The following is a 24,557-nucleotide window of genomic DNA, read 5'->3' as shown; positions in this document are numbered from 1 at the left end:
TTTTCTGCAAAACTCATCTGCTAAATAATAATTTTCAGTAACTTTGTTTCCGATGACTCATAGTGGCATCTGTTAAGAGGTTTACTTTTTATATCAAACTCATACTAAGATTATGGCTCATTCTAAATCTTACATTATCCCCCAAAAAGAAACTGTTACACCGGAAATGAAAGAAGACAGAAGTCATTCTTTGCATTCGATGCGATATATCTTCTTCTTTGTATTGTTGTTCCTCACGATCTCTTCCAAAGCAGTAAATATAGATTCTTTATCAATGCATTATATCCCATTAAGCACAACAACAATTTATATTGCAAAAGACAAAATGAATTCACAAGACAAGTATAAACAAACCAGATATTGGAAAAAGCATAAAAGATTAAAAGCCTGCGGATGGACAACACTCGGCATAGGTGTTCCCACGATGGTTGTAGGATTTGTTGGTGCCGTCGTTTCCGGTTATGAGTCCGGTGGAGATGGGGAAGGTTTCGGTATCATTCTCGGTGCAGGAGCCGGACTGACCGTAAGCAGTATTCCTCTTTTTGTATTTGCCGTCAAAAATAGACAGAAAGCTATTGCAACTGCACTCGGAACAGAACTCGACCCACAATTATGGAGAAAACACAGACAGTTCAGAATTGGTGCATGCACAGCATTGGGCATAGGGCTTGCCGGAATGGCTACAGGTCTGATGGGCGGAGCTTTCGACGATCCTCTCTACAAAAACACCCGGCCATGGAAAGCTGTATTTTATACCGGTGCAAGTGCAACAGCTACCAGTATTCCGCTTTTCGTTTTTGCAAATATCAATAAAAAACGAGCTAAGCAAGCAATAGAATTCTCGCTTAGCAGCTCAAACATCCAGATGACCTTACCCAACGGAATGATTCAGGCACAACCCGCATTGGGCTTTTGCATTAATTTTTAGGAATAAAAAAATCGCCCTTATCAAACGATTTTAGCAAACAGTTCCAGATGTTCATCTACATAACTGGCTACCATAGCTGTGATACCTTCCTCGTTTTCCAAAAATTCTTCTTCCAGCTCATCGAAAGCTTCATATTGCTCGTACATAGCCATAAATTCATCATCTGTACGCTCCCGTTCCAGATCTTCACGATGGGCATCATAAATCTTTTTAGCTCTATATACCAGTTTACCGAAATCTTTTGCTCCCCACAGACGCATCACTTTAGCAAACGGATTAGCAAAAATATAACCACCATATCCATTCTGTATCAACTGGCAGAAGCCGCCATCCATTACTTCATCACGAAATATCTGGTAAGCAAGCAAAGTATGCTGCTCACCTGTCAGTAACGGCATGGATTCAGCGGTTAGTTCACCACCTATCACTTCTTTATATCTGTCGGTAAATACCTGAATAAAAGTATCCATCCCCTCGCCTGCTGCTTTGCGCAAGGCGGCATCAGTAATTTCTATCATAGTCTTCTTATTATGCCTTTTTCTAATTATTACGACAAAGATATGGAATTAAAAGATAAAGGTATAACAAGAAGACTAAAAACTATGAAAAGTGTTCCTACAATTTCCGCAGAATACCTTTATCACCTACCACAAAGTAAGTATCCTTATCAATCAATAATGCACGGCCACGTTTCTTCTTCTTATTTTCTTTATTGTCCACATTGACATCGATAACCTTGCCATCATAAAAAGTAGAAATATCCTTAAAGATGGTATGCCCTACGATAATGTGTTTGGCTTTATAGCGTTCCATCACCATTTGCAGGCTATCCTGTGCCATTGGATGATACTTGGCATCCGTACGCACAAGGCCACGATACCAGATGGGACCATCATTACCATACAGAAATGCGGTCAATGGAGAAAGAGCCCTGCGTTCTTTCTTATTCATGAAAAGGGCTTTGCTCATTTCTTCGTTCACGGTAGGAATACTTAAATTACGGTCATAGAAATTCTTGCCTAACCCGGCATGAACATAAAGGTCGCTGCCAATGGTCTGCATCGTATTACGAGTACCTAACCATTTACCCAATTCCGTATCGGACCCAAAAAGTTTAGGGTAATCCATATTCAATATCTGTGCCAGCACTTTATATTTATCTTTCGTATAACGCAAGTCATTGGCCAATACCAACGGCTCATGATTCCCTAACAGGAAAGAAACCGTTCCACCTGCTTTTGCGGCCTCATCTTCCAACTTATAAAACAGCCAGAATATTTGCGGTACATCTTTTCCACGATCGAAAATATCGCCGATAACCATCAGGTGATTATTACCAAAGCTCCAATTGTAGTTTTTATCAATAACCCCATTGCCCTGCAACAAGCTAATAACACAATCCAACCTGCCGTGCGGATCGGACATAACAAACACTTTCTCCGGTTGCCGATATTGCCAATCAGGACGTTTCACCGGATGCAATTTCACATCAAATGGAAACCGGCCCTTATGATCTACTACCTGCAGGGTAAAATCTTCGGGTAGTGCAACATAAGTCGTATCGGTAATCTTCCCTTTCTTATCGACACTGATGACACGCGTTTTACCATCAGGCTGATAAAGCACATACGGCCCGTCAGCCGATAACTCTTCTTTTTTCTCTTTGTCTTTCTTCTTACCGTCTGAACCAAAAGTTCCGGCGTTTAGGCCGGAACTGATGAACATTAGAGTAAATGCGATAAGAAAGTACTTCATGAAACTTGTCTTACTCGTCATATATCATTTATTTAAATTATCTTCCACCATATTCAGGATTCTGTTCCATATTAGGATTGGCATCCATTTCCTTCTTAGGAATAGGAAGTACAATCATATAGAAATTCCAGTCATACGTCATATACTTCGTGTCATGCTTGGTTTTACTCAGATTACTGTCCTTTACATCCTTACGTTCCACCGTCAATCCGTTTCTGATTACATCATACATACGGTGGCCTTCGGCAACCAGTTCTTTACGGCGTTCGTTCAGTACTCTCTCCAAGGTTATAGTCTGTCCTACCACTGTGTTGCCCGGATTAGCACGCTTCACAATCGGGTCGAGATACTTAACAGCAGCGTCATTATCATTCTCCTTAACAGCGGCTTCGGCTGCATTCAGATAAGCCTCGGAAAGACGAATTAACGGAATATTGGCATCTTCAATATTCTCTTCACGTTGCGGCTGATACTTATTTACATAAGCATAATATTTCTTATCGAAGCTCAGCAACTTAAGACGTATATCCTTCGGGTCTTCCTTCAGGAACTGATAGAAAGAACAAGTGATACACATATCATCGTAACCGTCATAAGAGTTGAGATAGCCCATACTTTCTTTACCCGGGCTGTCAGTAGTGAGATTTACGATTTCAAACAATACTTCACCCGGTTTGGAGGCTGAAGCATCTTCTCCCCAAGCGGTGGGGTAATCTTCATTGGTCCATAAAGCGTATTTATTCTTTTCTGCTCCTGTAATAGCATCGCTCGCCATTTTCAAAGCATTGGCATTTTCACCCTTGTAGAGATAAACACGACTGAGAAGTACCATTGCTCCCCATTTATTTATTTTGCCCTTATTGAATTTTTCACCCAATAAAGAGAGACTTTGGGTAAGATCATCGATTATCTTCGTATAGCATTGAGCCACAGTGTTGCGTGTCGGCTTGCTATCAATAGTGGACAGACCTTCTATAATAGGCACACCCAGTGATGCCCCGTCATCTTTCAAATACGGATAACCGAAGATACGGGTCAGATCGAACAATGCCAGACCACGAATGGCCAGTGCCTCTCCTTTCAAATCATCCCGATATGCCTTGTCTCCTTCATCAATCACCAGTTTATCAATGTTCATCAAAATCAGATTGCAATTCTGGATGATAGAATAAAGATAAGACCAATGACTGGAAGGGTTATCATCCTTGGTAAAGTTAAAACGGTAATAGTTGGCTACACGCTTAGTAGAGCTAACAGCCTGCATATCATCACCCGTCACATCTCCATAATATACCAGGCGTCCGGAGTAGGCATCCGAACTCTGCATCGTACTGTAAATGCCATTCAGAGTGAACTCAACATCCGACAATATCTTAATGCTGGTTTCAGTATCTACCGAAGTGGAAGGTTCCAAATCCAACCAACTGTTGCCGCAAGAAGTAGCGACGAACAACATGGAACTGATAAATAAATATTTTAATGGTTTCATAATATCTCGTTTTTATCGGGTTAGAAATTTACATTAATACCAAAAGTTACAGTCTTCAAAGGAGGAGTCCCCCAAATGGCAGTACCACCACTCACTGCTTCCGGATCGTAATAGTCGTATGCCGCCCATGTCCAGAGGTTATTGGCCGATGCATACAAACGTACATTCTCGATACCGATTTTCCGTGTCCAGTCCTTCGGAACGGTGAAACCGAATGTTAGCGTCTTCAAACGGATAAAATCAGTGCTGTGCAGACGGCGGGTAGTCGTTACTTTATTCATTGCTACAGAAGGTTTCTCGTAGAATAACTCATATTTTGTAACATCTCCCGGCTTCTTCCAACTATTTTTATAGTAGGACGGAATATTAGCTTCCAGGTCATTACCGCCATGTTCGGTTTTCTGTGCCCAGTTGTCATAAGAGTAACCACCAAACTGGTAAGAGAACATAAAGTTCAGATCGAACCATTTATAGCGCAACGTATTTGATAAACCACCGATAGCATTGGGCTCTGCATGTTTATCAAGCACAATGGCATGAGCTTTATTGATTTCTTCGGTGATGTCTTTAATGTAATTTCCATTTTCGTCCACATCGTTTGTATAGAACTGGGGAGCACCGGTTTCCGGATTGATACCTGCAAATTCAATCATATAGAAAGTACGGTATGATTTTCCTACTTTACGAATTTGAGAGCCGCTCTTGATTTCCGTCTGCATGCCATCCAGAGTTACAATTTTATTCTTGTTATGCGAAATATTGAATGTTGTATTCCATGAGAAATCCTTAGTCTGGATGTTGGTTGAGCTGATTTCCAGTTCCACACCTTTATTCTTTACTTCACCGATGTTCATCAGGTAACTGCTGAAACCGGTAGTCATAGAGATAGGACGGTCCATCAACAGATTCTTGGTGGTACGGGTGTAATACTCCAAAGTAACGTTAATACGGTTCCAAAGTGCGAAGTCCAAACCCAGATTCAGGTTATAGTTTGTCTCCCACTGCAAGTCGTCATTCCGGAGTTGCGATTGAATGATGCCCGGTTGTTCCAGATAACCGTTAGTCAGGCTGCTCAATCCCATATATCCGAAGTAATCGGAAGGAAGGGTACCATTCACACCATAAGACGCGCGTATCTTTAAATCAGTCAACCAATCCTTAGTTGGAGACATGAATTCGTCTTCAATAATACGCCAAGCACCGGATATTGACCAGAAACTACCCCAACGGTTATCTCTTTGGAAACGAGAACTGCCATCCGTACGGAAGCTACCACCCAAATAGTATTTATTCTTATAATCATAATTCAAACGAGTCAGGTAGGAAACCATACGTGTACGGGTATCATTACCACCAACCGATTCCGTCTTCATACCATTACTGATTTGATTTTTATCGTGAGTTGCAAAGTTAGTGGCATATCCTGACAGATAATCGCGGTATTGATCGTCTATTTCGTAACCTACCAGCGCATCAATGTGATGATCTCTGGCAATCGAAGTTTTATAGCTCACCTGATTGGCCCATACCATTTTGTTATATTCATAATACTTCTTACTCATACCACCGTTGATATCATCACCGTTGGAAGTACGCGGGTCACTCCAGTCTTTACCTTTCGTAATTACATAGTCATAGCTGAATGTAGACTTAAACTTCAGGTCCTTGATAAATTCATATTCACCATAGATGGTATTGAATGTACGGGTCACGTATTCGCGTTGATAATCGTAAGTTGCCGACAACAACGGGTTACGGTCACCAATACGAATCAAGTCACGATTCCAGCTACCGTCTTCATTGTATATAGGATCAGAAGGTACTACAGCATTGCGTGAAGTGTAGAAAGGGGAAGAATAAGAAGTCCCTTCACTATATACATCCTGGTTAACCGTAGCAAACAAGACATTGGCTCCCAATTTCAACTTGCTGGTAGCTTGAAAATCCACATTCAGGCGTCCGCTGATACGTTCCAGACCTGAGTTGATGGCAATACCGTCTTGCTTCAGATAAGAAAGTGAAGAGTAATATTTGAACCTATCCGTTCCTCCTGAAAGAGAAGCTTCATAAGACTGATGATTTCCTTTCTTAAACAGAACATCATCCCAATCCGTATATCCGCACCAGGGAACCGGAGCATAGTCATCAATTTCTCCATCGGCATAAGCCATTGCATCAGCTTCACTCTTACCCTTCTTTATCTGTCCGGCTACCAAACCGTCATAAATATACTGACGACGCTCTTCTCCCCCCATAATCGGACGATAATCCATAGCAAAATCAGAACTACCCCAATCGGCCTTCAATGAAATGGAAGGCTTTCCTGCTTTACCTTTCTTCGTTGTGATCAGTACGACGCCATTTGCAGCACGCGAACCGTAAAGTGAAGCGGCGGCAGCATCTTTTATCACCGTAACACTTTCAATATCGGAGCTATTAATGGTAGACATAATATCAAGGCCGGCATCCGAACTCATTGTATTGATGGTACCTGAGCGCATTGGCACTCCATCTATTACATAAAGAGGTGAGTTACTGGCATTAAAAGAACCCATACCACGGATTCTCAAAGAAGAAGACGCCCCCGGCTGACCGGAAGAAGAAGTGAACTGTACGCCCGGAGCATTACCTTGAAGCAGGTCTTTAAAAGAAATTGCCGGAACATCTTTCAAAGTCTCTCCTTTTACACTGGCAGCAGAACCGGCATAAGCAGATTTCTTGAAGGTACCATAACCTGTAATGACAACCTCATCCATCAGGTTATTATCCGGTGCCATCTCCACTTTAATCGTCTTTGCAGAAGTAACCTTGATTTCCTGGCGGGTATAACCAATATAAGAAACCATCAAAGTGACAGGAAGATGATCTACATCAAGGGTAAAATGACCGTCTAAATCAGTAGTGCAACCGTTAGTAGTGCCTTTCACTATTACATTGGCACCAATAATGGCTTCACCAGTTTCGTCTACAACAGTACCATTCAGCTTTGTCTTTTGCTGTGGCGTTGCTGCTTCTTCAACCTTAGAAGCAGGCTTAATGGCAATGACACCGTCATGAACCGTATAAGTCAGTCCACTACCTTTCAGGCATTTATCCAGTACATTAGCAATCTTTTCATGGTTCACAATCAACTTTTCTACTTTTACATTTTTCACCTCTTCAGTGCTATACACAAAGGTGAAATCTGTTTGTCTCTGAACTTCCCACAGCACTTCGCTAAGAGTGGCATTCTTAAAGGTTGCTGTGACAGTGGTTTGCGCAAACACTGCATTGGCAGCCTGCATAAAACCGGTAACTGTGAAACAGAAAAATAGTAACGTTATCCATAAACGTCTACTGCTTCTTTCAGCTTGATTCTTGTGTCCTTTCTTGTTCATAGTAATCATTTTTGGGTTAATTATGGAATGTTATTGTATTACCTTCAATTTTCACATACACTTCTTCCGTCTTTTCCAGTAACTTGACGAAAGGAGTTATTTCTTCATAACGATTCAGGTTACAACCGAAACGTATATTCTTGAGCTTTTCATTTTCGTAAACCACATTCATGTCATACCAACGGGACAGTGTTTTCATGATATCTTCCAGACGTTGGTCTTTGAAGTTAATCTTACCCTTTACCCATGAAGTATAGAATGAGGTATCTACCGTTCGTACCTGTATGGAATTACTTCCCAAAGCAATGGTGGCTTGTTGAGATGGTTTCAATATAAGGCTTTCACCCTTTTCGGCACTGACCTTCACAGAACCGTTTACCAAGGTGGTCTGATACTCCTCATTGGGGTAAGCAGAAATATTGAAAGCCGTACCCAACACTTCAACCTGCATGCCATTGGCGTTAACAATAAAAGGCTGCCCGTTTTTACTCACCTCAAAATAAGCTTCACCTTGCAGTTCGACTTCTCTTTTCCCCGTAGTAAATGCTACCGGAAAACGGAGACTGCTCATTGAATTTAAATGCACCTTTGTTCCGTCACTCAACACCAATGCATACTCACCGCCACGTGGAATCTCCACTTTATTATATATAGGTTTTGGGCGGGCAGGTGTGCTCTGTGCCAACTGATAATTCAGGGTGGTCGAATCTATCTGAATATTCGTTCCCTCTATTGTTTGTAAAGCATCTGCTGTTTCTTTATTCAGATTAATAGTCTCCCCATTATCCAAAGTCAATATTGCTTTGGCCGCTCCCGGCAATATGGGTTGGGCCATCAGCACAGACTTGTTAGAAGAATAGTCGTGAGTAGTGTATTTTAGTGAGATGCCAACAAAAAAGACTGGTATTAAAACAGCAGCGGCATAACTGAGGATTTTTATCATCCGCTCCCGGTTATTACTCTTTCGGATACGCTTTTGCACCTCCATCCAGCCGCTTGCAGCGTTGAATGAAGTACCATTTTCTATATGCTTTTTCAGATTCTCTTTACTGCAAATTTTCTGAAAGAGTGCTTCGTGGGCGAAATCCGCTTTTCGCCATTTCTCCAGTTGAGCGCTTTCTTCAGGAGTGATTTCACCCGATAAGTGTCTGGCAATAATATTAGATATATGAAAATCCTGTTTTATCATAAATTGAACTTTTTTCGTTGTCTTTTATAATAAAACAGGTATAATTAAAATCATGGTGAATCAAAAAGTACTTTTTTTAAAAGAAAAATCAAAATAACAGTTGAATTATGTAATTTTTAGGTTTATATCAGTCGTTTATTCCTTCTTTATCAAGAATTAAGCTATTTTTGCTGCTCAATTTTAATACATCCATTTTATGCCAATATTCTTCATTATCCTCATCACCGTATATCTTGGCGGAAACACCTATGTATTTTATAGAGGTGTACAAGCGTTATCCGGTCTTCCTGTCGGAATCAAAATTCCATTGGTTCTTTTGTTCTGGCTCGCAGCTCTATCCATCGTGGGGACGATGCTGACCCGCAACATGAAAATGCCGGTTTTCTTATCTCATACAATGTATGAAATAGGAACCGGCTGGCTGATATTTACCTTATACATGGTCTTATTTCTACTTGCATTCGATTTGTTGAAACTATGCCGTGTCCCTTTCAACTACGGCTTCGTCCTCTCGTTGCTATTTACAGTCATCCTATTAGGATATGGATACTATAATTACCGCCATCCTAAAACAAATATAGTCAATATCGCTCTCAACAAACCTCTGAGCAGTGACCGGCAACCTATTAAAATAGTTGCTGTGAGTGACCTGCATCTGGGCAATGGAACCGGTAAAACGGCTTTAAAGCGATATGTGAAGATGATTAACGAGCAAAATCCGGATTTGATTCTTATCGGAGGTGACTTGATTGACAACAGCGTAGTGCCTCTTTACGCTGAAAACATGATGGAGGAACTATCTGAATTGAAAGCACCGTTAGGCATTTACATGGTTCCCGGTAATCACGAATATATCAGTGGCATGAACGCCAGCGCTCGATTTATACAAGACACTCCTATACAGTTATTACGTGATTCAATAGTCACACTTCCTGGTGGTATACAACTGATAGGACGCGACGACCGATCGAATACTGCCCGCCGTTCATTGCAAAAGCTAATGGCAAATGTAGATAAAAACAAGCCTATTATCCTATTAGACCATCAGCCTTATAAACTGACTGAAAGTGAAGCAGCCGGTGTCGACCTACAATTCAGCGGACATACCCATCGCGGCCAAGTATGGCCTATGAGCTTGGTAACAGACCACATCTACGAACAAAGTCATGGCTATCGCCAGTGGGGAAACAGCCATATATATGTTTCCAGTGGATTATCTCTTTGGGGACCTCCTTTCAGGATAGGAACGGAAAGTGAAATGGTCGTGCTGCAATTATCCACAAAAGAATAAGAGATATAGCACTATCTCGGAAAGAAGATAATTTGTTCTATTTTTCCTGTCCCTCATGATCAAAACCGTATCAAGTCCATGTTTGCTCCGTATCTATACAGATGGACTTGGTATGGAGTTGGTATGGACCAGACAGGGAGAGGGTATGGAGGTGATAAGAAATTGATCTAAAATTCTGTTTTTCTCTAATGCTACAGAGAGAAATCAAAGTGACGAGTTACACGCTTATAAATAAAAGAGTATAAGAAAATAGTAATACTCTTTCAGATACACACGAAGTTTTTTGTATGCAATCTTTTTAAGAGTATGTACAGTTTCAACAGATACATTCAATTGCTCGGCTATTTCACCATTCTTTTTTCCTTCCATAGCCAATTGCATAATAGCCCGCATCTGATCGGGAAGTTTATCAATGGCTTCTGCCAGAATCCGGTAAGTCTCTTCTTCTACTACTGCATCATGGAAAAAAGAATCCTTTTTCTTTTCAATAACTTTTTGAGCATATTCAAATACTACCTTAGAATGCTCCAATTCATTCAACGCCTTATTGCGCACGGCTGTATAAAGGAAAGCTTTGACTTGATGCAAATAGAAAAAATCGTCTCTGATTTGCCACAATTTAGCAAAGGAATCCTGTACGATGTCTGCAGAAGCTTCTTCATTTTCAGTATATTGGTTTGCAAACAAACAAAGTGCCACATAATATTTATCAAAAACATTATGGAACTCCCTTTCATTAAGCTTAATACTAATGAGTGTATGAGAAGTTTCTGTAACCACCAGCGTTCTTTTTTCTCTATTCTAACGCGAAAATAGAAAAAAAATATTAAAAAATGACACAGTAAGACCTAAACTTCCACATAGAAAAAGAATTTGTCGACATCGGTCACTCAGGAAACCCATACTTTTGTCCCATCAGAATATTAATCTTAAGACCATGAAGAAAAACTACACGCTTCTATTTATCATGCTTTTATGTGCCGTTTTTGTACAAGCTCAGACCACCCCAGCCTTCCCCGGCGCCGAAGGTTTTGCACGCTACACCGTAACCGGTGGACGTGGAGGAATCGTATATCATGTCACCAATCTTAATGACAGCGGCGAAGGATCACTGCGTGCAGGAATTGATATGAAAGTTCCCCGTACCATTGTTTTTGATGTGTCGGGCATTATCGAACTGGAAAGCAGGCTGGTTATAAAAAACGGGGATCTTACGATTGCCGGACAAACGGCTCCGGGAGATGGGATTTGTATCAAGAACTACACCCTGCACATTACAGGATATAAGGAAGAAGAAAAAAAGGATCAATGTGCCACAAATATAATCATCCGCTTCATTCGCTGCCGTATGGGAGATGAACAAAAAGCGGAAGACGATGCCATGTGGGGACGTTATACCTCGGATATCATCATAGATCATTGCAGTATGAGCTGGAGCACGGACGAATGTGCTTCTTTTTATAGTAATAAGAACTTCACTATGCAGTGGTGTATATTGAGTGAAAGCCTAACCAAATCGGTACACGTCAAAGGAAACCACGGATATGGAGCGATTTGGGGAGGTGAGGGAGCAAGTTTCCACCATAATCTGCTGGCTCATCACAGTAGCCGCACTCCTCGTCTGGATGGCAGCCGCTCCGTAGGAAGATGGGAAGAGGAGCTTACCGATCTGCGCAACAATGTATTCTATAACTGGGGCCCCACCAACGGAGGATATGCCGGAGAAGGCGGACGATATAACTTTGTGAACAATTATTATAAACCGGGTCCCTCTACTGCCACAAAGAAAAGTATCGTCAACCGTATCTTTCAGCCCAATGCCGATGATGGCACACAAAGTAATCCTGCAGGTATATGGGGAAGCTTTTATGTGAATGGTAACTACTTTGACGATACTTGCTCCAAGTTGAGTAATGACATGAAAAAACTGATGAGTGAAACCAATGCAGATAACTGGGAGGGCATTCATCCGCATCTGGGCAACGGTGAACTGCCGGGAGGAAGTAAAGACGGCATTAAAAGTAAGACAGAATTTGAAGTTGCATCCGTTAGTACGCATGCTGCAGCACAGGCTTATGAAAAAGTGCTGGCACAAGTGGGCGCCAGCCTGAAGCGTGACGCTGTCGATGAACGGATCATCTCTGAAGTTAAGAATGGGAATTACACTTATGAAGGTAGCAACGGCAGTAGTAACGGACTGATTGACTCACAAGCCGATGTGGAAGGATGGCCTCTGTACAATAATGAAGAAAAGCCTGCTGATTCCAATGGGGACGGTATTCCTGACACTTGGGCTACCCAGTATCTTCCCGTCGGTAAAACTTATAAGGACATAGAACCATCTACCGGTTACTCTTACCTGGAACTTTACATCAATAGCCTTGTTGATGATTTGATGAAAGTCTGCTACGAAAACAGCAGTAATTCCCCAAGCATCCACGATTTCGGTTTATATGGCACTACCACAGGGATTTCTTCTCCTTCTGCCCAAGAAACAGATGCGGTAAAATGTTTCCGGCAGAATAAGCAAATTGTCCTTAAGGGACTTTGTGCAGGGGCACGCATCGAAATTTATGACTTATCGGGAAGAATCATGGCTTCCCATCAAAGCTCTGACGAACAGGCTATATACCCCCTCACCCAGCCTGCCATTATCAGCGTCCTATCGGGAGGGAAAAAATACAGTTTCAAAAGTCCTCGTTAATTTTATTGTAATATGGAGATTGCAATACACAGAACCACTGTCTCTTATTATTTATTTTTATAAAAAAAGTCAGATAACTCGATTTGCATAAATAAAGAAAAGGAGTAACTTTGCGAGCGATTTTAGAAAGTGGATTACGTTTTTTAATTTATATAACTTAAAAAAAGAGCTAATTATGACTTATTCACACGAAGTGGAACACATGTGTGTTGTAAAGAAGGGTCCTAACCACGGACCGGCTCCCATACCCGAAGAAGGCAAATGGGTAAAATCAAAAGAAATAGTTGATATTTCAGGTTTAACACATGGTGTAGGTTGGTGTGCTCCTCAACAAGGTGCTTGTAAACTGACTTTGAACGTAAAAGAAGGTATCATTCAGGAAGCATTGGTTGAAACAATCGGCTGCTCCGGTATGACTCACTCAGCTGCTATGGCTGCCGAAATCCTTCCGGGCAAGACAGTACTCGAAGCATTGAATACTGACCTTGTTTGCGACGCTATCAATACAGCAATGCGCGAACTTTTCCTGCAAATCGTTTACGGACGTACTCAGTCTGCTTTCTCTGAAGGCGGTTTGATTATCGGTGCAGGTTTGGAAGACTTGGGTAAAGGTCTGCGTAGCCAGGTAGGTACACTGTACGGTACTTTGGCAAAAGGTCCTCGTTACCTGGAAATGGCCGAAGGTTACATCAAGAATATCTTCTTGGATAAGAATGACGAGATCTGCGGATACGAATTCGTTCACATGGGTAAATTCATGGATGAAATCAAGAAGGGTACAGATGCTAACGAAGCATTGAAGAAAGTTACCGGTACTTACGGTCGCGTAACACCTGAGCAGGGAGCAGTTAAACATATTGATCCACGTCACGAATAATATAAGGAGGAAAGAAATTATGATTAGAGAAGTAAAATTTGAAAGTCAAGACCGTCGTATCAAAGGTATCATTGCTGCCTTGAACGCTAACGGCATCAAAGACATCGAGGAAGCTAACGCAATCTGCGACGCTGCCGGACTTGATCCTTATAAAACGTGTGAAGAAACTCAGCCTATCTGTTTCGAAAATGCAAAGTGGGCTTACGTAGTAGGTGCAGCTATCGCTATCAAGAAGGGCTGCAAGAATGCTGCTGACGCTGCCGAAGCTATCGGTATCGGTCTGCAAGCTTTCTGTATCCCGGGTTCTGTAGCCGACGACCGTAAGGTTGGTATCGGTCATGGTAACCTGGCAGCTATGTTGTTGCGCGAAGAGACTAAGTGTTTTGCTTTCTTGGCAGGCCACGAGTCATTTGCTGCTGCAGAAGGTGCTATCAAAATTGCTGCTAAAGCTGACAAAGTACGTAAAGAACCTCTGCGTTGTATCCTGAACGGTTTGGGTAAGGATGCTGCACAGATCATCTCTCGTATCAATGGCTTTACTTATGTACAAACTCAATTCGACTACTACACTTCTGAACTGAAAGTTGTTCGCGAAATCGCTTACTCTGAAGGTGACCGTGCAAAAGTAAAATGTTATGGTTGCGACGATGTTCGTGAAGGTGTAGCTGTTATGTGGAAAGAAGGCGTAGACGTTTCTATCACTGGTAACTCTACTAACCCGACTCGTTTCCAACACCCGGTTGCAGGTACTTACAAGAAAGAGCGTATGCTTGCTGGTAAGCCTTATTTCTCAGTTGCTTCCGGTGGTGGTACAGGTCGTACTCTTCACCCGGATAACATGGCAGCCGGTCCGGCTTCTTATGGCATGACAGACACTATGGGTCGTATGCACTCAGACGCTCAGTTCGCTGGTTCTTCATCTGTTCCTGCTCACGTAGAAATGATGGGATTCTTAGGAATTGGTAACAACCCGATGGTAGGTTGTACTGTGGCTTGTGCTGTAGACGTAGCTCAGGCTTTGAGCAAGTAATTTAAGTTACTCTATATAGATAAACTCCTGTAATCCTTGCGATTGCAGGAGTTTATTATTTTATGGTAACTGGATATAAATGATGGTTTGGGACACCTTATCTCTCTTATCATTTAGGGTTACTAAATAATAGATAAGCAAGGTTGTAACAGAGTAAAATCCTCACGGTATCCCTTAAATGTCCCAACTAAATCATTATGATTTAAAGGATAATGATTATCTTTGTCTTAAACTCATAATCATAAGATTTATGGAATATATTAATGAATTTCACAAGCAATGGATAGAGCGTACTCGTCAATCAATAACCTCTTGGAGCAAGCAGCCTGCATCGCCAGAAGAAGTAAGGAAGCAACAGGAGAAATTGAACCAACAGAGAGCTATAAGAGAGGGCAAATCAAAGAATTGATTAAGTTTGCTAATAACAAGAACTTATGGATTGACTTATCCCACTTCAACATTACCTATATGGACAAAGGTGGTGAAAATGAAGTGTTTCATGATGGTAAGGCCTCTGTATTCAAACTTAATAACTTTGAATATGCAGGTGACGACTTAGAAAATTTCTTTAGATGGGGATTTATACTTCATTGATACACAAATAAGGCTACGGTCTGATTATTAAAGCACTGCATCTCTCACAGAAATACGATACAGTCACTTGCATTGATGACATAAAACCTGACAACAATAAAATCATTCAATATTATACGATTTACGGAATCCCTTTGAAAGCGCCTATTCACGGAATAAACATTGTAAAAATGAGTGATGGAACAGCCAAAAAAGTCTTTATTAAGTAATAAGTGAAATATTCAAGATTCTACAGTCTAATGAGCATCGTTGCAGAGCATTTTTAGTAATCTTCTTTTCGCATTAAAGCAAGCTAAAAGAGCAATACAGTATCTGTTTTATGAGTTCAGACAAATTGACATTAAATCTAAATACCATAGTTAAAGCCAAACTTTCCAAAGAGAATTTGCAATCCTCTTTGGAAAATAGAGCATATACAAGGGAAAATTATATTCATATTGAAATTGTAAAATCTGACTATAAAATAAGCAATTTCGAGCAATTAATTGACTATTTTATTGTATATCTAATTATTATACAATATATTTGCAATTGTTTATTATGATCATTTTCTACGAACGTCAACCGAGCACTGACTTCTCTTGCATTTGTAAAGATCACACATAGACCTGAAAAAGGAACGCGAAACTATCTATAAACACTAAATAATATGTGGAAAAAATTATTAAGAACTACTTTAATCGCTGCTCTCGTATTAAGCAGCTGTACGGACAATGATGTTTATAAGGGCCCTAAGGAGGATGAAAAAGAATTCAACAATTTTCCCTTCTCTACTGTACAGAAAGACGTAAACTTAAATGTAAATTACGTAAATGGTACTGTACAATCAAATGTATATTTTGAAGTATATGATGAAATGCCTGTTACTGAAAGCGAATACGGTACTTACATCAAACGTCAGGATGTAGATTATCTATTTGCAGCCTACACCGAAGAAGATGGCACTTATAAAGGAAAGATAGAATTACCTTCTTATTTAACAAAGGTATATATCTATTCTCCTGCCTTCTTTGCACAAACCCTGATGGAAGCAAATATTGTAAATGGCAATATTGAAGTTACGGATAATGCCGCCACTGAAACGCGTACAATCACCCCAACCAAGGAATCACATGATAGTTACCTGGTAAGTAATAAAAATGGAAATGAAGTGTGGAAAGCTTGGTTAGGCGATTACGACTTGTATAAAAACGGGGATATTAATTATAAGTATAATGGTATATTGGCAGCAACCAAGAAAGATGGTTTATATGCTGCACACACCCGTATTATAAACACACAACAAACTTGCCCGCAAGAATATCGTGGTTACTCGGATATGTATGTTAACAAAGATGCTGAAGTAGTAGTTACATTCCTGGGACAAAATACCTGTTGGACATGTTCATTGGGATATTACTACTATAAAGAGGGAGAGCAACCCGCAGACCTAAATGAGGCTCATGTAATCATGTTATTCCCGAATACTCAGGATGGCAATTGGTCCAACAATCTCAATTTAGCAAAAAAGAGTGCAGGCATTGATCCACTGACCGCCGTACAACTAATGTATTATCCCAATATCGCAAGCGGAAGTAAAGAAGGAGCAACAACGGCATTCCCCAAGGGTTATAGGATAGGTTTTGTATTAGCCACCAACGGCTGGAATAATCATGTTGGCGGTTTCACTGGATACAAAAAATACCGTGCTGCCACTTCAAGTGGTTTAAGTTTAAACGACAAAGGCGAAAACTTTAATGGACCACGCACTGCCGTTTATAGATATGGTGACTGGATATTGACTTCTTTTGAGGATTATATGACTGATGAAAACTTTAGCGATGTAGTTATTACTTTGAAATCTAATCCAGTAGATGCTATCACTGATATACCCGTGACAAATCCTGATGATGATAAAACAAGCATTGATTTTCTTAAAGGTATATACGCATTCGAGGATCTTTGGCCCAATCAGGGAGATTATGACATGAATGATGTAGTTGTGCGATATAACTATGGCAACACCTTCAATGAAAAGAATCAAATATATTCCGAATCATTCACATTCAAAACATTCCAGAATGTAGCTACCAATAAAAATGGTTTAGCATTCAGACTACTTACTAAAGGAAATATTAAGTCTACCACTTATTCTATTCGTAAAGAAGGTGAGAAAGACTTTACTGAAACTACATTTGCTTACGAACCTCAGGAAAACATATACCTCCTGACTGAAAATGTAAAAGACGATATGGGAGCAGAATATAAAGTAACCGTTAATTATAGTGACCCCATTTCAACGCAATCAGAAGCTCAGGCATTCATTTTTAAGAACGAAGCGGACGGTTTGCGATGGGAAATGCATATTCCCTTGGAAGTACCGACATCTAAAATGAACAGAGGCTATTTCAATCAGGGAGATGACGCTTCTCAAATATCTCAGAGCATCTACTATGTACGTAAAGGTAATTACCCATTTGCATTCTTCCTGAGCCGAGCTACAGAAAGTGATTTAAGCAAATTGCTGGATAGCGCTAACGAAAGAAAAGCTATTAATCTATTATATAGCGGCTATGATGAATGGGTAACCAGTAATGGAGAAAAGAACAAAGATTGGTATAAAAAATAAGTACTTCTAAAGAAATACTCAGAGACCGAAGATAGGAACTAAGAAGCAAGTGAATGTATAAAGAGAGTATCCAACTCATAAACGGATACTCTCTTTTTATTTACAAAAAATTTATTCATTGAACCAGTCAATCTTCTTAGAGAAATACATCACCATTGCCAGTATCACAAACAATCCGAGACTACCGGCCAGCAAAGCAAAGGTTTCTAACTGGATAAGGATGAAAACATAAATGTAAAGAACACTTAGCAAACCTACCATAATGAACGCCGTTTTTTTTCTTTTGATAATCCCCAGCATGTATCCACCCACCAAAGTAATAGTAAGCACCGATGCCACCAAGTAAGCCATATTGAAACCAATATGCTCGGACATGGATAATAACAGACTATAGAATAGACAAAGAGCTAATCCCACCAACAAATATTGCAAGGCATGAATACGGGTTTTCTCCATTATCTCTGTGAAGAATATTACTGTAAAAGTAAGTAGAATAATCAGAATAGCATATTTAGTAGAGCGCATAGACTGCTGATACTGTTCTACCGGCATTTTCAGATTGACACCAAAATTAGAGTTTTGAATATCTTTAACGCTGGCATTCTGATAATTGACAAGTACTTGGGGATAATTCCGATTGAGATTCAACACCTGCCACTGTGCAGAAAAATCTTTCTCTGTAATCTCCCGTTTCTCAGGCAAATAATTGCCATCAAAACTTGGAGTATTCCAATTTGCTTTCAGGTTCACTTTGGTGGTTCTGCCCAATGGGGTAAAGTAGATAGACTGGGAACCTTTCAATTTAATTTTCATTTCATAAGGCAATTTCCTGTCTTCTTTCAGAGAGGAAAGGTCGACAATGGCATGAACACCCATACTTTCAATACCTCGTCCATCCACTCCCGGCTCAAACGTATAGACAGAATCATTCAGTGTAATACTGACCTGTTCACTGAGACCACGCATATCTGTTAGGTTCAAGCAAACAGCCGCTCTATTGTACTGAAGCACATTCATGTCGACATTACTCTTACGGAGTTCTTCCGAACTAAAGAATCCCTTGATCAGTAATTCGGACTGATAGACATTTACCTTATAAATTCCTCTCTGAAGAATTTCTGTACTCAACTGTCCATCTATTGACAATTCATCAGGAAGCAATGTTATACTCCCCATAGTAACCTTCTTTACTCCATTATCTTCCTGAGTAATGGGATATTGCAAGTTAATATAAGGGCCTGTAATAGTCTGTGCCAAACTCCACTTTTGACCAACTTCCTCAATAGCATCCGTCTGTATCTGCCCACGTTCCCTAATCATATCTTCGATCATAAACATCGGGATCAACAGCAATAAAATTAGAAAAGCGATAACTACCACTTTAATCGATTTGGAGAAACGGCGTAGACAGCCGCTTGCCTGTTTCTTTGTTTCATTCAGATTCTCTGTGAAATCTACATTGAAATCTTTGTTCAAATTGTCATTCAAATTGTCCATAATAGAATCGTATTAAGTAAGATATTTAGTATTGTCTGGTTTTGTGTGAAGCCAAACATCTACGTTGATTTCAGAAAATTCTCCAATGCTTCAATATGAGTTTTGAAAGCCTTCTTCCCCTCCTTAGTGGCTTGGAAAGATGTTTTCGGCTTCCTGCCCACAAAGCTCTTCTGGCAAACAATATAACCCAACTCTTCCAAAGCCCTCGTATGGCTTGCCAGGTTACCGTCCGTCAGTGAAAGTAATTCCTTCAAAGTATTGAAATCGGCATCTTCATTTACCATGAGAACTGCCATAATACCCAGACGAACTTTACTTTCAAATGCCTTATTTATATTTTGAAATGCTTCTATCATCTATTATTTTTTTCTTTCGTACTGTAAATAAAACAACATGCCATACAAAATATGGAATCCACCAAAACCAATTGTCCAAAACATCAAGCCATGCCCTTCAAAGAAACAGTCTGCAATACCCAGGCAAAGAAAAGCATATCCTAACCATGCCACATTGGAGTAAGTGAACTTAGACACATTGACCAACGAAAGTCCATAGAAAAGTAACATCACAGAAGATACCAATCCGTAATGTTCATGTAGCAACAAGGCTATACAGAACAACCCTCCCGTTAACAACGGCAATGAAAAATTCCATGCAATACGATAAGTTAGTTTACTGAATAGCTTTTGTTGCATCTTCTTGGCCTTATACCAGGATAAGATACAGGCGGTAACAACTGAAACAGTCAAAACCAGTGAAGCAACCATTATTAGTCCTTCCCTATTATCCCCTGATCTTAATAACTGACCGGCCACATAAGCACCGGCTAATGCATACACTCCGGCCAAGACAGCCGTCATTCCACTGAGAGATACGAACTTGGAAGATCTTTCCATCAATTCTTTTATCTCATTTACTGATTCTATTGCTTTATTCTTATCCATATACAAAAAGTACTTTGTGATGCAAAGTAAAATATAAAAAATGAAAGGAGCAAAGAATATCGAGAAAAAATGTATTCAATGAGATTAAGCCGCATAAGAATCACTATATTTGCAATCAACCAAATATCAACAGTCATAGCCTAATGATGAAACAATTAATTGCTTGTTGCGGATTAGATTGCGAAAGTTGCGATGCCCGCATAGCTACTGTCAAAGATGACAATGAGTTAAGAGAAAAAACAGCCCAACTGTGGAGTAAGTTGAATAATATACCGGAGATTACGGCAGATACCATTAATTGTATGGGCTGCCGTGTGGATGGAGTGAAAACGATGTATTGTAGCGATATGTGCGCAATCCGCAAATGCGTAAACGAAAAAGGATTTAATACCTGTGGTGACTGTAAAGAATTGGATAACTGCCAGATAGTGGGTCCTATTTTTCAGCATACTCCCAGTGCTAAAGAAAATCTTCTATAACATTATAGTGATATATTTGCACTGCCAACAAAACATTGATAACTATGAATAAATACACTGAAACAAAGAGCATCATTTTATTTCTATTCCATTTAAGTTTTTTCGTGCTTTTCAGTTCATGCTCTTCTACCCACACCCCGTTTGCTGTGGTAGATACAAATAGAGCATTGGAGTACACAATGGATGGAAAACACTTGTTTACTTACAATTATGCAGTAACTTATCCTCCACAGGGCGTAGATACTGTTTATAAACGAAGCGGATTCATCCATCCTTTACGTACATTGGAAGGTGAGGTACTGACCAATTGTTCCCCATCCGACCATTATCACCATTTCGGCTTGTGGTATGCCTGGACAAAAACCACGTTCGAAGAAAATGAAATTGACTTCTGGAATCTCTATAAGAAACAAGGTACAGTTCGTTTTCGGCAATTCGTTGAGGTGCAACCCGATGGTTTTTCCGCTGTACTCGACCATGTGGCATATCCCGACTCCACGAAAGAAAAAATAGCGATGACCGAGCAACTGAAAATCCGTGTGGGAAAAACCAAACAACGGGGATATTACATTGACTATCACACCACGCTTCGTTGTGCCACTTCTGCTCCGGTAGTATTGGAAAGCTATCGCTATGGAGGCATTTGTATCCGCGTATGCGAAAGTTGGAATGGGCAGACAGCCGAGATGCTCACATCCGAAGGATTCGACCGTAACAATGCCGATGGATCACTGGCCCGTTGGTGCTACTTTCAAAAGAAACCCGGCAAAGACGATGCCTGTATCCTGATTGTTCCTTACTCTTCCAATCTGAACTATCCCGAACCGATACGGGTATGGGATGATAAAGCCAATAATTCCCGGGGCGACCTGATGTGGAACTTCTCTCCAACCAAACGCCAGTCATTTACTTTGCATCCCGATCAGGAATTGCGTCTTTCTTATCGGATCTATGTGCTGGATGAATCGATAAACGCCTCTACTGCCGAGGCACTTGCAAAAGAGGTTATCTAATTGTATTCTTTTTCCGATTCATCAATTTATGCACCTATGAATTGATGAATCGGAAAAGCATTTTTATCGTGATACCCTTCCGGATGTATTTCCTTGCATCAGGCTTTCTACTTCCTCCACCGTCACATGATTAAAATCACCGTATACGGTATTCTTTAATGCAGAGGCTGCCAGAGCATATTCCAATGCTTTCTGATCATTATCCGGATACGTTATGAGACCATAAATCATGCCACCGACAAAAGCATCACCGGCACCTACACGATCCACTTCGCATTCGATATCATAAATACCTGTATGCTTCAATGTGCTATCAGAATAGAGAACGGCAGCCAGCAAATTATGATTGGAAGTAATGGAATTACGAAGTTCCAGAAATGCCTTCTGGCAACGAGGAACAAGTTCCACCACCCGACGACCGAACTCTTCAAAAGCAGGAAGGTTTGCTTCAAACGTAGTATCCGCAGCATCTACAGCTTTAAAACCGACAGGCTGTATACCAAGTATCTCTTTATATTCCGGTTCGGCACCGAAAATAACATCACTATATTGTACTAAAGGTTGCATGACTTCGGCAGCAGAACTCCCATAGTTCCAAAGTTTCTTACGGAAATTCAGATCACAGGAGATAGTCAACCCCATACGGTCAGCTACTTCAAGAGCCTCACGACATGCATCGGCACCATCTTGTGACAAAGCAGCAGCAATACCCGACCAATGAAACCAACCGGCATCAGAGAATATCTTTTCCCAATCTATCATGCCCGGACGCAAAGTAGCAAAAGAAGAGCCTTCACGGTCGTAAACCACATTAGAATTACGGAATGCCGCACCACTTTCCAGAAAATAAAGCCCCATGCGCTTACCACCAAAAACAATACCTTCCGTACCTAAACCGTTAGCACGGAGCGAAGCTATACAGGCACGTGCCACAGCATTGTCCGGCAGGCGAGTTACGAATTCTGTAGGAATACCAAAGTTAGCCAACGAAACGGCCACATTAGCTTCACTGCCACCGTAAGTGGCTATCATTTGATTGGTTTGTGAAAAACGAAGGAAATCAGGAGCAGTAAGCCTCAGCATTACTTCACCAAAGGTGACTACTTTCTTATTTGTGGTAATTTGTTTCTTGTTCATACGATGTCAATAATAAAGATTAACTAAACAGCAAAGTTGTATTTTTATTCCAAGCAAACGCAAAGATATAATAATATTTATTGGCGGAAAAGCAGGGATAAAACATAATCATCAGATTTGTTGTAACTTTGCAAAGTTTTAACTGATATAACAAACAGAATGAGTTCATTGAAAAAGATTCCCTCTCCTTTAGTTTCCCTCCTACCCATCGTGTTATTGGTAGGAATGTTATTCGCCACCATACATACATTCGGAAGTGATGCACTGGAAGGGGGTAGCCAGATTTCCCTACTGACCACCACTGCTTTTTGCGTATTCATAGGCATAGCATTCTACCGCGTTCCCTGGAAAGATTACGAACTCGCCATCACAAATAATATTTCAGGAGTTGCTACAGCAATTATCATCCTGCTGATAATAGGTGCACTGAGTGGAGCATGGATGATAAGCGGCATCGTCCCTACTCTTATATATTATGGTATGCAAATTATTCATCCTGATTTTTTCCTGGCGTCAACCTGCATCATCTGCGCATTAATTTCCGTAATGACGGGTAGCTCGTGGACAACAATCGCCACTATCGGTATCGCCCTGATGGGGATTGGCAAAGCACAAGGATTCAACGAAGGTTGGATAGCAGGAGCCATTATCTCCGGAGCATATTTCGGTGATAAAATCTCCCCACTGTCGGAAACTACGATACTTGCTTCATCCATAACAGACGTACCTTTATTCAAGCATATACGCTATATGTTGATAACAACCACCCCATCGCTGATTATCACACTGATCATCTTTACAGTAATGGGATTCGTCATCGAAACAAACTCCACTGCGCACATGGAGGACTTTGCCGTGTCACTGAAAGATACATTCACAATCACTCCCTGGTTACTGATTGTTCCTTTAGTAACCGGAATACTTATTGCACGAAAAGTTCCATCTATTATTACCTTGTTCATATCCACTATGCTGGCAGGAGTATGTGCTGTCATCTTCCAACCGGATTTGCTACGTGAAATAGCAGGAGAAAATAATATCTTCAAAGGGGCAATGATGACATTCTACGGAAGTACCAGTCTGGATACTGGCAACAGTATGCTAACCGACCTTGTATCCACACGTGGCATGGCCGGCATGATGAATACGGTCTGGCTGATTCTTTGTGCCATGTGTTTCGGAGGTGCCATGACAGCAAGCGGTATGCTGGGTAGCATAACTTCAGTCTTTGTACGCTTTATGAAAGGAAGAGTCAGTGTTGTAGCATCCACTGTTTGTTCCGGACTATTTCTTAATCTGACTACTGCCGACCAATATATCAGTATTATCCTCACCGGAAACATGTTTCGCAATATTTATGAGAAAAAAGGATATGAGAACCGATTATTGAGTCGTACAACGGAAGATGCTGTTACCGTGACCTCCCCTTTGATACCGTGGAATACCTGCGGAATGACGCAGGCAACGATATTGAACGTATCTACGCTGACCTACCTTCCTTATTGCTTTTTCAACATTATCAGTCCGTTAATGAGCATCCTCGTTGCAGCCATCGGATATAAAATTGTGAAGCGTCCCGTGAACAATCCCGAATAAAGGTTGTTTTGCAATAAACGAACAAGAATCGTAAAACCTAAACATTAAA

General features: G+C 40.7%; 19 protein-coding genes and 1 pseudogene. 10 read left to right on the top strand and 10 right to left on the bottom strand.

Annotated features, from left to right (window positions below):
- Nucleotides 1-325 precede the first annotated feature (325 nt).
- The gene (locus DWW10_RS10310) at nt 326-928 is read left to right on the top strand and encodes a hypothetical protein (protein WP_147350468.1); all 603 of its coding nucleotides are present in this window, start codon (nt 326-328) and stop codon (nt 926-928) included.
- 20 nt (nt 929-948) lie between these two features.
- On the opposite strand, the gene DWW10_RS10305 is transcribed toward DWW10_RS10310, so the two are convergent.
- The 5 genes from DWW10_RS10305 to DWW10_RS10285 form a co-directional block, all read right to left on the bottom strand.
- Nucleotides 949-1,446 (bottom strand): DMP19 family protein, encoded by a 498-nt coding sequence (locus tag DWW10_RS10305; RefSeq protein ID WP_022392209.1) that lies wholly within the window; start codon nt 1,444-1,446, stop codon nt 949-951.
- 97 nt (nt 1,447-1,543) lie between these two features.
- A complete protein-coding gene (locus tag DWW10_RS10300; RefSeq protein WP_022392208.1) occupies nt 1,544-2,704 on the bottom strand; it encodes a metallophosphoesterase in 1,161 nt (386 codons plus the stop codon).
- A gap of 16 nt (nt 2,705-2,720) precedes the next feature.
- Nucleotides 2,721-4,172: a RagB/SusD family nutrient uptake outer membrane protein gene (locus tag DWW10_RS10295; protein ID WP_022392207.1), complete on the bottom strand. Its 1,452-nt coding sequence runs from the start codon at nt 4,170-4,172 to the stop codon at nt 2,721-2,723.
- Between the two features lie 20 nt (nt 4,173-4,192).
- Nucleotides 4,193-7,549 carry a TonB-dependent receptor gene (locus DWW10_RS10290; RefSeq protein ID WP_182021380.1) on the bottom strand — a complete coding sequence of 1,119 codons (3,357 nt, stop codon included), beginning with the start codon at nt 7,547-7,549 and terminating at the stop codon, nt 4,193-4,195.
- Nucleotides 7,550-7,565: 16 nt separating this feature from the next.
- Nucleotides 7,566-8,738, bottom strand: a complete 1,173-nt coding sequence (locus DWW10_RS10285) for a FecR family protein (protein WP_022392205.1) — start codon at nt 8,736-8,738, stop codon at nt 7,566-7,568.
- Nucleotides 8,739-8,934: 196 nt separating this feature from the next.
- Here DWW10_RS10285 and DWW10_RS10280 point away from each other — a divergent pair, with 196 nt between their 5' ends.
- A complete protein-coding gene (locus DWW10_RS10280) occupies nt 8,935-10,029 on the top strand; it encodes a metallophosphoesterase (protein WP_022392204.1) in 1,095 nt (364 codons plus the stop codon).
- A gap of 225 nt (nt 10,030-10,254) precedes the next feature.
- Here the strand turns inward: DWW10_RS10280 and DWW10_RS10275 are convergent, their stop codons facing one another.
- Nucleotides 10,255-10,809 carry an RNA polymerase sigma-70 factor gene (locus tag DWW10_RS10275; RefSeq protein WP_022392203.1) on the bottom strand — a complete coding sequence of 185 codons (555 nt, stop codon included), beginning with the start codon at nt 10,807-10,809 and terminating at the stop codon, nt 10,255-10,257.
- A gap of 157 nt (nt 10,810-10,966) precedes the next feature.
- Between DWW10_RS10275 and DWW10_RS10270 the strand changes: the two genes are divergently transcribed.
- The 5 genes and pseudogenes from DWW10_RS10270 to DWW10_RS10250 all read left to right on the top strand — a co-directional run bounded on the left by DWW10_RS10270 (nt 10,967) and on the right by DWW10_RS10250 (nt 17,842).
- Complete coding sequence (locus tag DWW10_RS10270; protein ID WP_022392202.1) at nt 10,967-12,733, top strand: polysaccharide lyase domain-containing protein; 1,767 nt, start codon at nt 10,967-10,969, stop codon at nt 12,731-12,733.
- A 175-nt stretch (nt 12,734-12,908) separates the two neighbouring features.
- Nucleotides 12,909-13,610: an iron-sulfur cluster assembly scaffold protein gene (locus DWW10_RS10265; protein ID WP_007664170.1), complete on the top strand. Its 702-nt coding sequence runs from the start codon at nt 12,909-12,911 to the stop codon at nt 13,608-13,610.
- Nucleotides 13,611-13,629: 19 nt separating this feature from the next.
- Nucleotides 13,630-14,640 (top strand): GGGtGRT protein, encoded by a 1,011-nt coding sequence (locus DWW10_RS10260; protein ID WP_022392200.1) that lies wholly within the window; start codon nt 13,630-13,632, stop codon nt 14,638-14,640.
- Between the two features lie 279 nt (nt 14,641-14,919).
- Nucleotides 14,920-15,210: pseudogene (locus DWW10_RS10255) on the top strand (putative polyvalent protein kinase domain-containing protein); the annotation flags it as partial.
- A gap of 673 nt (nt 15,211-15,883) precedes the next feature.
- Nucleotides 15,884-17,842, top strand: a complete 1,959-nt coding sequence (locus tag DWW10_RS10250; protein ID WP_022392198.1) for an LruC domain-containing protein — start codon at nt 15,884-15,886, stop codon at nt 17,840-17,842.
- Between the two features lie 111 nt (nt 17,843-17,953).
- Here the strand turns inward: DWW10_RS10250 and creD are convergent, their stop codons facing one another.
- The 3 genes from creD to DWW10_RS10235 are packed head-to-tail and all read right to left on the bottom strand — an operon-like array spanning nt 17,954 to nt 20,283.
- On the bottom strand, nt 17,954-19,339 hold the full coding sequence (creD, locus tag DWW10_RS10245) for a cell envelope integrity protein CreD (protein WP_022392196.1): 1,386 nt from the start codon (nt 19,337-19,339) through the stop codon (nt 17,954-17,956).
- 59 nt (nt 19,340-19,398) lie between these two features.
- A complete protein-coding gene (locus DWW10_RS10240; protein WP_022392195.1) occupies nt 19,399-19,695 on the bottom strand; it encodes a winged helix-turn-helix domain-containing protein in 297 nt (98 codons plus the stop codon).
- A gap of 3 nt (nt 19,696-19,698) precedes the next feature.
- Nucleotides 19,699-20,283, bottom strand: a complete 585-nt coding sequence (locus DWW10_RS10235) for a hypothetical protein (protein ID WP_007664179.1) — start codon at nt 20,281-20,283, stop codon at nt 19,699-19,701.
- 143 nt (nt 20,284-20,426) lie between these two features.
- Here DWW10_RS10235 and DWW10_RS10230 point away from each other — a divergent pair, with 143 nt between their 5' ends.
- Both DWW10_RS10230 and DWW10_RS10225 read left to right on the top strand, forming a co-directional pair.
- Nucleotides 20,427-20,762: a DUF3795 domain-containing protein gene (locus tag DWW10_RS10230; protein ID WP_022392194.1), complete on the top strand. Its 336-nt coding sequence runs from the start codon at nt 20,427-20,429 to the stop codon at nt 20,760-20,762.
- A 44-nt stretch (nt 20,763-20,806) separates the two neighbouring features.
- Nucleotides 20,807-21,775 carry a DUF6807 domain-containing protein gene (locus DWW10_RS10225; protein WP_022392193.1) on the top strand — a complete coding sequence of 323 codons (969 nt, stop codon included), beginning with the start codon at nt 20,807-20,809 and terminating at the stop codon, nt 21,773-21,775.
- 63 nt (nt 21,776-21,838) lie between these two features.
- On the opposite strand, the gene DWW10_RS10220 is transcribed toward DWW10_RS10225, so the two are convergent.
- Nucleotides 21,839-22,912: a sugar kinase gene (locus DWW10_RS10220; protein WP_022392192.1), complete on the bottom strand. Its 1,074-nt coding sequence runs from the start codon at nt 22,910-22,912 to the stop codon at nt 21,839-21,841.
- Nucleotides 22,913-23,080: 168 nt separating this feature from the next.
- Between DWW10_RS10220 and nhaC the strand changes: the two genes are divergently transcribed.
- Nucleotides 23,081-24,508, top strand: coding sequence for a Na+/H+ antiporter NhaC (gene nhaC, locus DWW10_RS10215; RefSeq protein WP_118421419.1), 1,428 nt, complete (start codon nt 23,081-23,083; stop codon nt 24,506-24,508).
- The last annotated feature ends 49 nt before the right edge of the window (nt 24,509-24,557 follow it).

The sequence above is a fragment of the Bacteroides intestinalis genome (assembly GCF_003464595.1).
Classification (GTDB): domain Bacteria; phylum Bacteroidota; class Bacteroidia; order Bacteroidales; family Bacteroidaceae; genus Bacteroides; species Bacteroides intestinalis_A.
This window is presented reverse-complemented; position numbering and strand designations above follow the sequence as displayed.

Coding starts and splice junctions, on each gene's coding strand:
- DWW10_RS10310 (WP_147350468.1), top strand. CDS start 326: ATGAATTCACAAGACAAGTATAAACAAACCAGATATTGGAAAAAGCAT.
- DWW10_RS10305 (WP_022392209.1), bottom strand. CDS start 1,446: ATGATAGAAATTACTGATGCCGCCTTGCGCAAAGCAGCAGGCGAGGGG.
- DWW10_RS10300 (WP_022392208.1), bottom strand. CDS start 2,704: ATGACGAGTAAGACAAGTTTCATGAAGTACTTTCTTATCGCATTTACT.
- DWW10_RS10295 (WP_022392207.1), bottom strand. CDS start 4,172: ATGAAACCATTAAAATATTTATTTATCAGTTCCATGTTGTTCGTCGCT.
- DWW10_RS10290 (WP_182021380.1), bottom strand. CDS start 7,549: ATGAACAAGAAAGGACACAAGAATCAAGCTGAAAGAAGCAGTAGACGT.
- DWW10_RS10285 (WP_022392205.1), bottom strand. CDS start 8,738: ATGATAAAACAGGATTTTCATATATCTAATATTATTGCCAGACACTTA.
- DWW10_RS10280 (WP_022392204.1), top strand. CDS start 8,935: ATGCCAATATTCTTCATTATCCTCATCACCGTATATCTTGGCGGAAAC.
- DWW10_RS10270 (WP_022392202.1), top strand. CDS start 10,967: ATGAAGAAAAACTACACGCTTCTATTTATCATGCTTTTATGTGCCGTT.
- DWW10_RS10265 (WP_007664170.1), top strand. CDS start 12,909: ATGACTTATTCACACGAAGTGGAACACATGTGTGTTGTAAAGAAGGGT.
- DWW10_RS10260 (WP_022392200.1), top strand. CDS start 13,630: ATGATTAGAGAAGTAAAATTTGAAAGTCAAGACCGTCGTATCAAAGGT.
- DWW10_RS10250 (WP_022392198.1), top strand. CDS start 15,884: ATGTGGAAAAAATTATTAAGAACTACTTTAATCGCTGCTCTCGTATTA.
- creD (WP_022392196.1), bottom strand. CDS start 19,339: ATGGACAATTTGAATGACAATTTGAACAAAGATTTCAATGTAGATTTC.
- DWW10_RS10240 (WP_022392195.1), bottom strand. CDS start 19,695: ATGATAGAAGCATTTCAAAATATAAATAAGGCATTTGAAAGTAAAGTT.
- DWW10_RS10235 (WP_007664179.1), bottom strand. CDS start 20,283: ATGGATAAGAATAAAGCAATAGAATCAGTAAATGAGATAAAAGAATTG.
- DWW10_RS10230 (WP_022392194.1), top strand. CDS start 20,427: ATGATGAAACAATTAATTGCTTGTTGCGGATTAGATTGCGAAAGTTGC.
- DWW10_RS10225 (WP_022392193.1), top strand. CDS start 20,807: ATGAATAAATACACTGAAACAAAGAGCATCATTTTATTTCTATTCCAT.
- DWW10_RS10220 (WP_022392192.1), bottom strand. CDS start 22,912: ATGAACAAGAAACAAATTACCACAAATAAGAAAGTAGTCACCTTTGGT.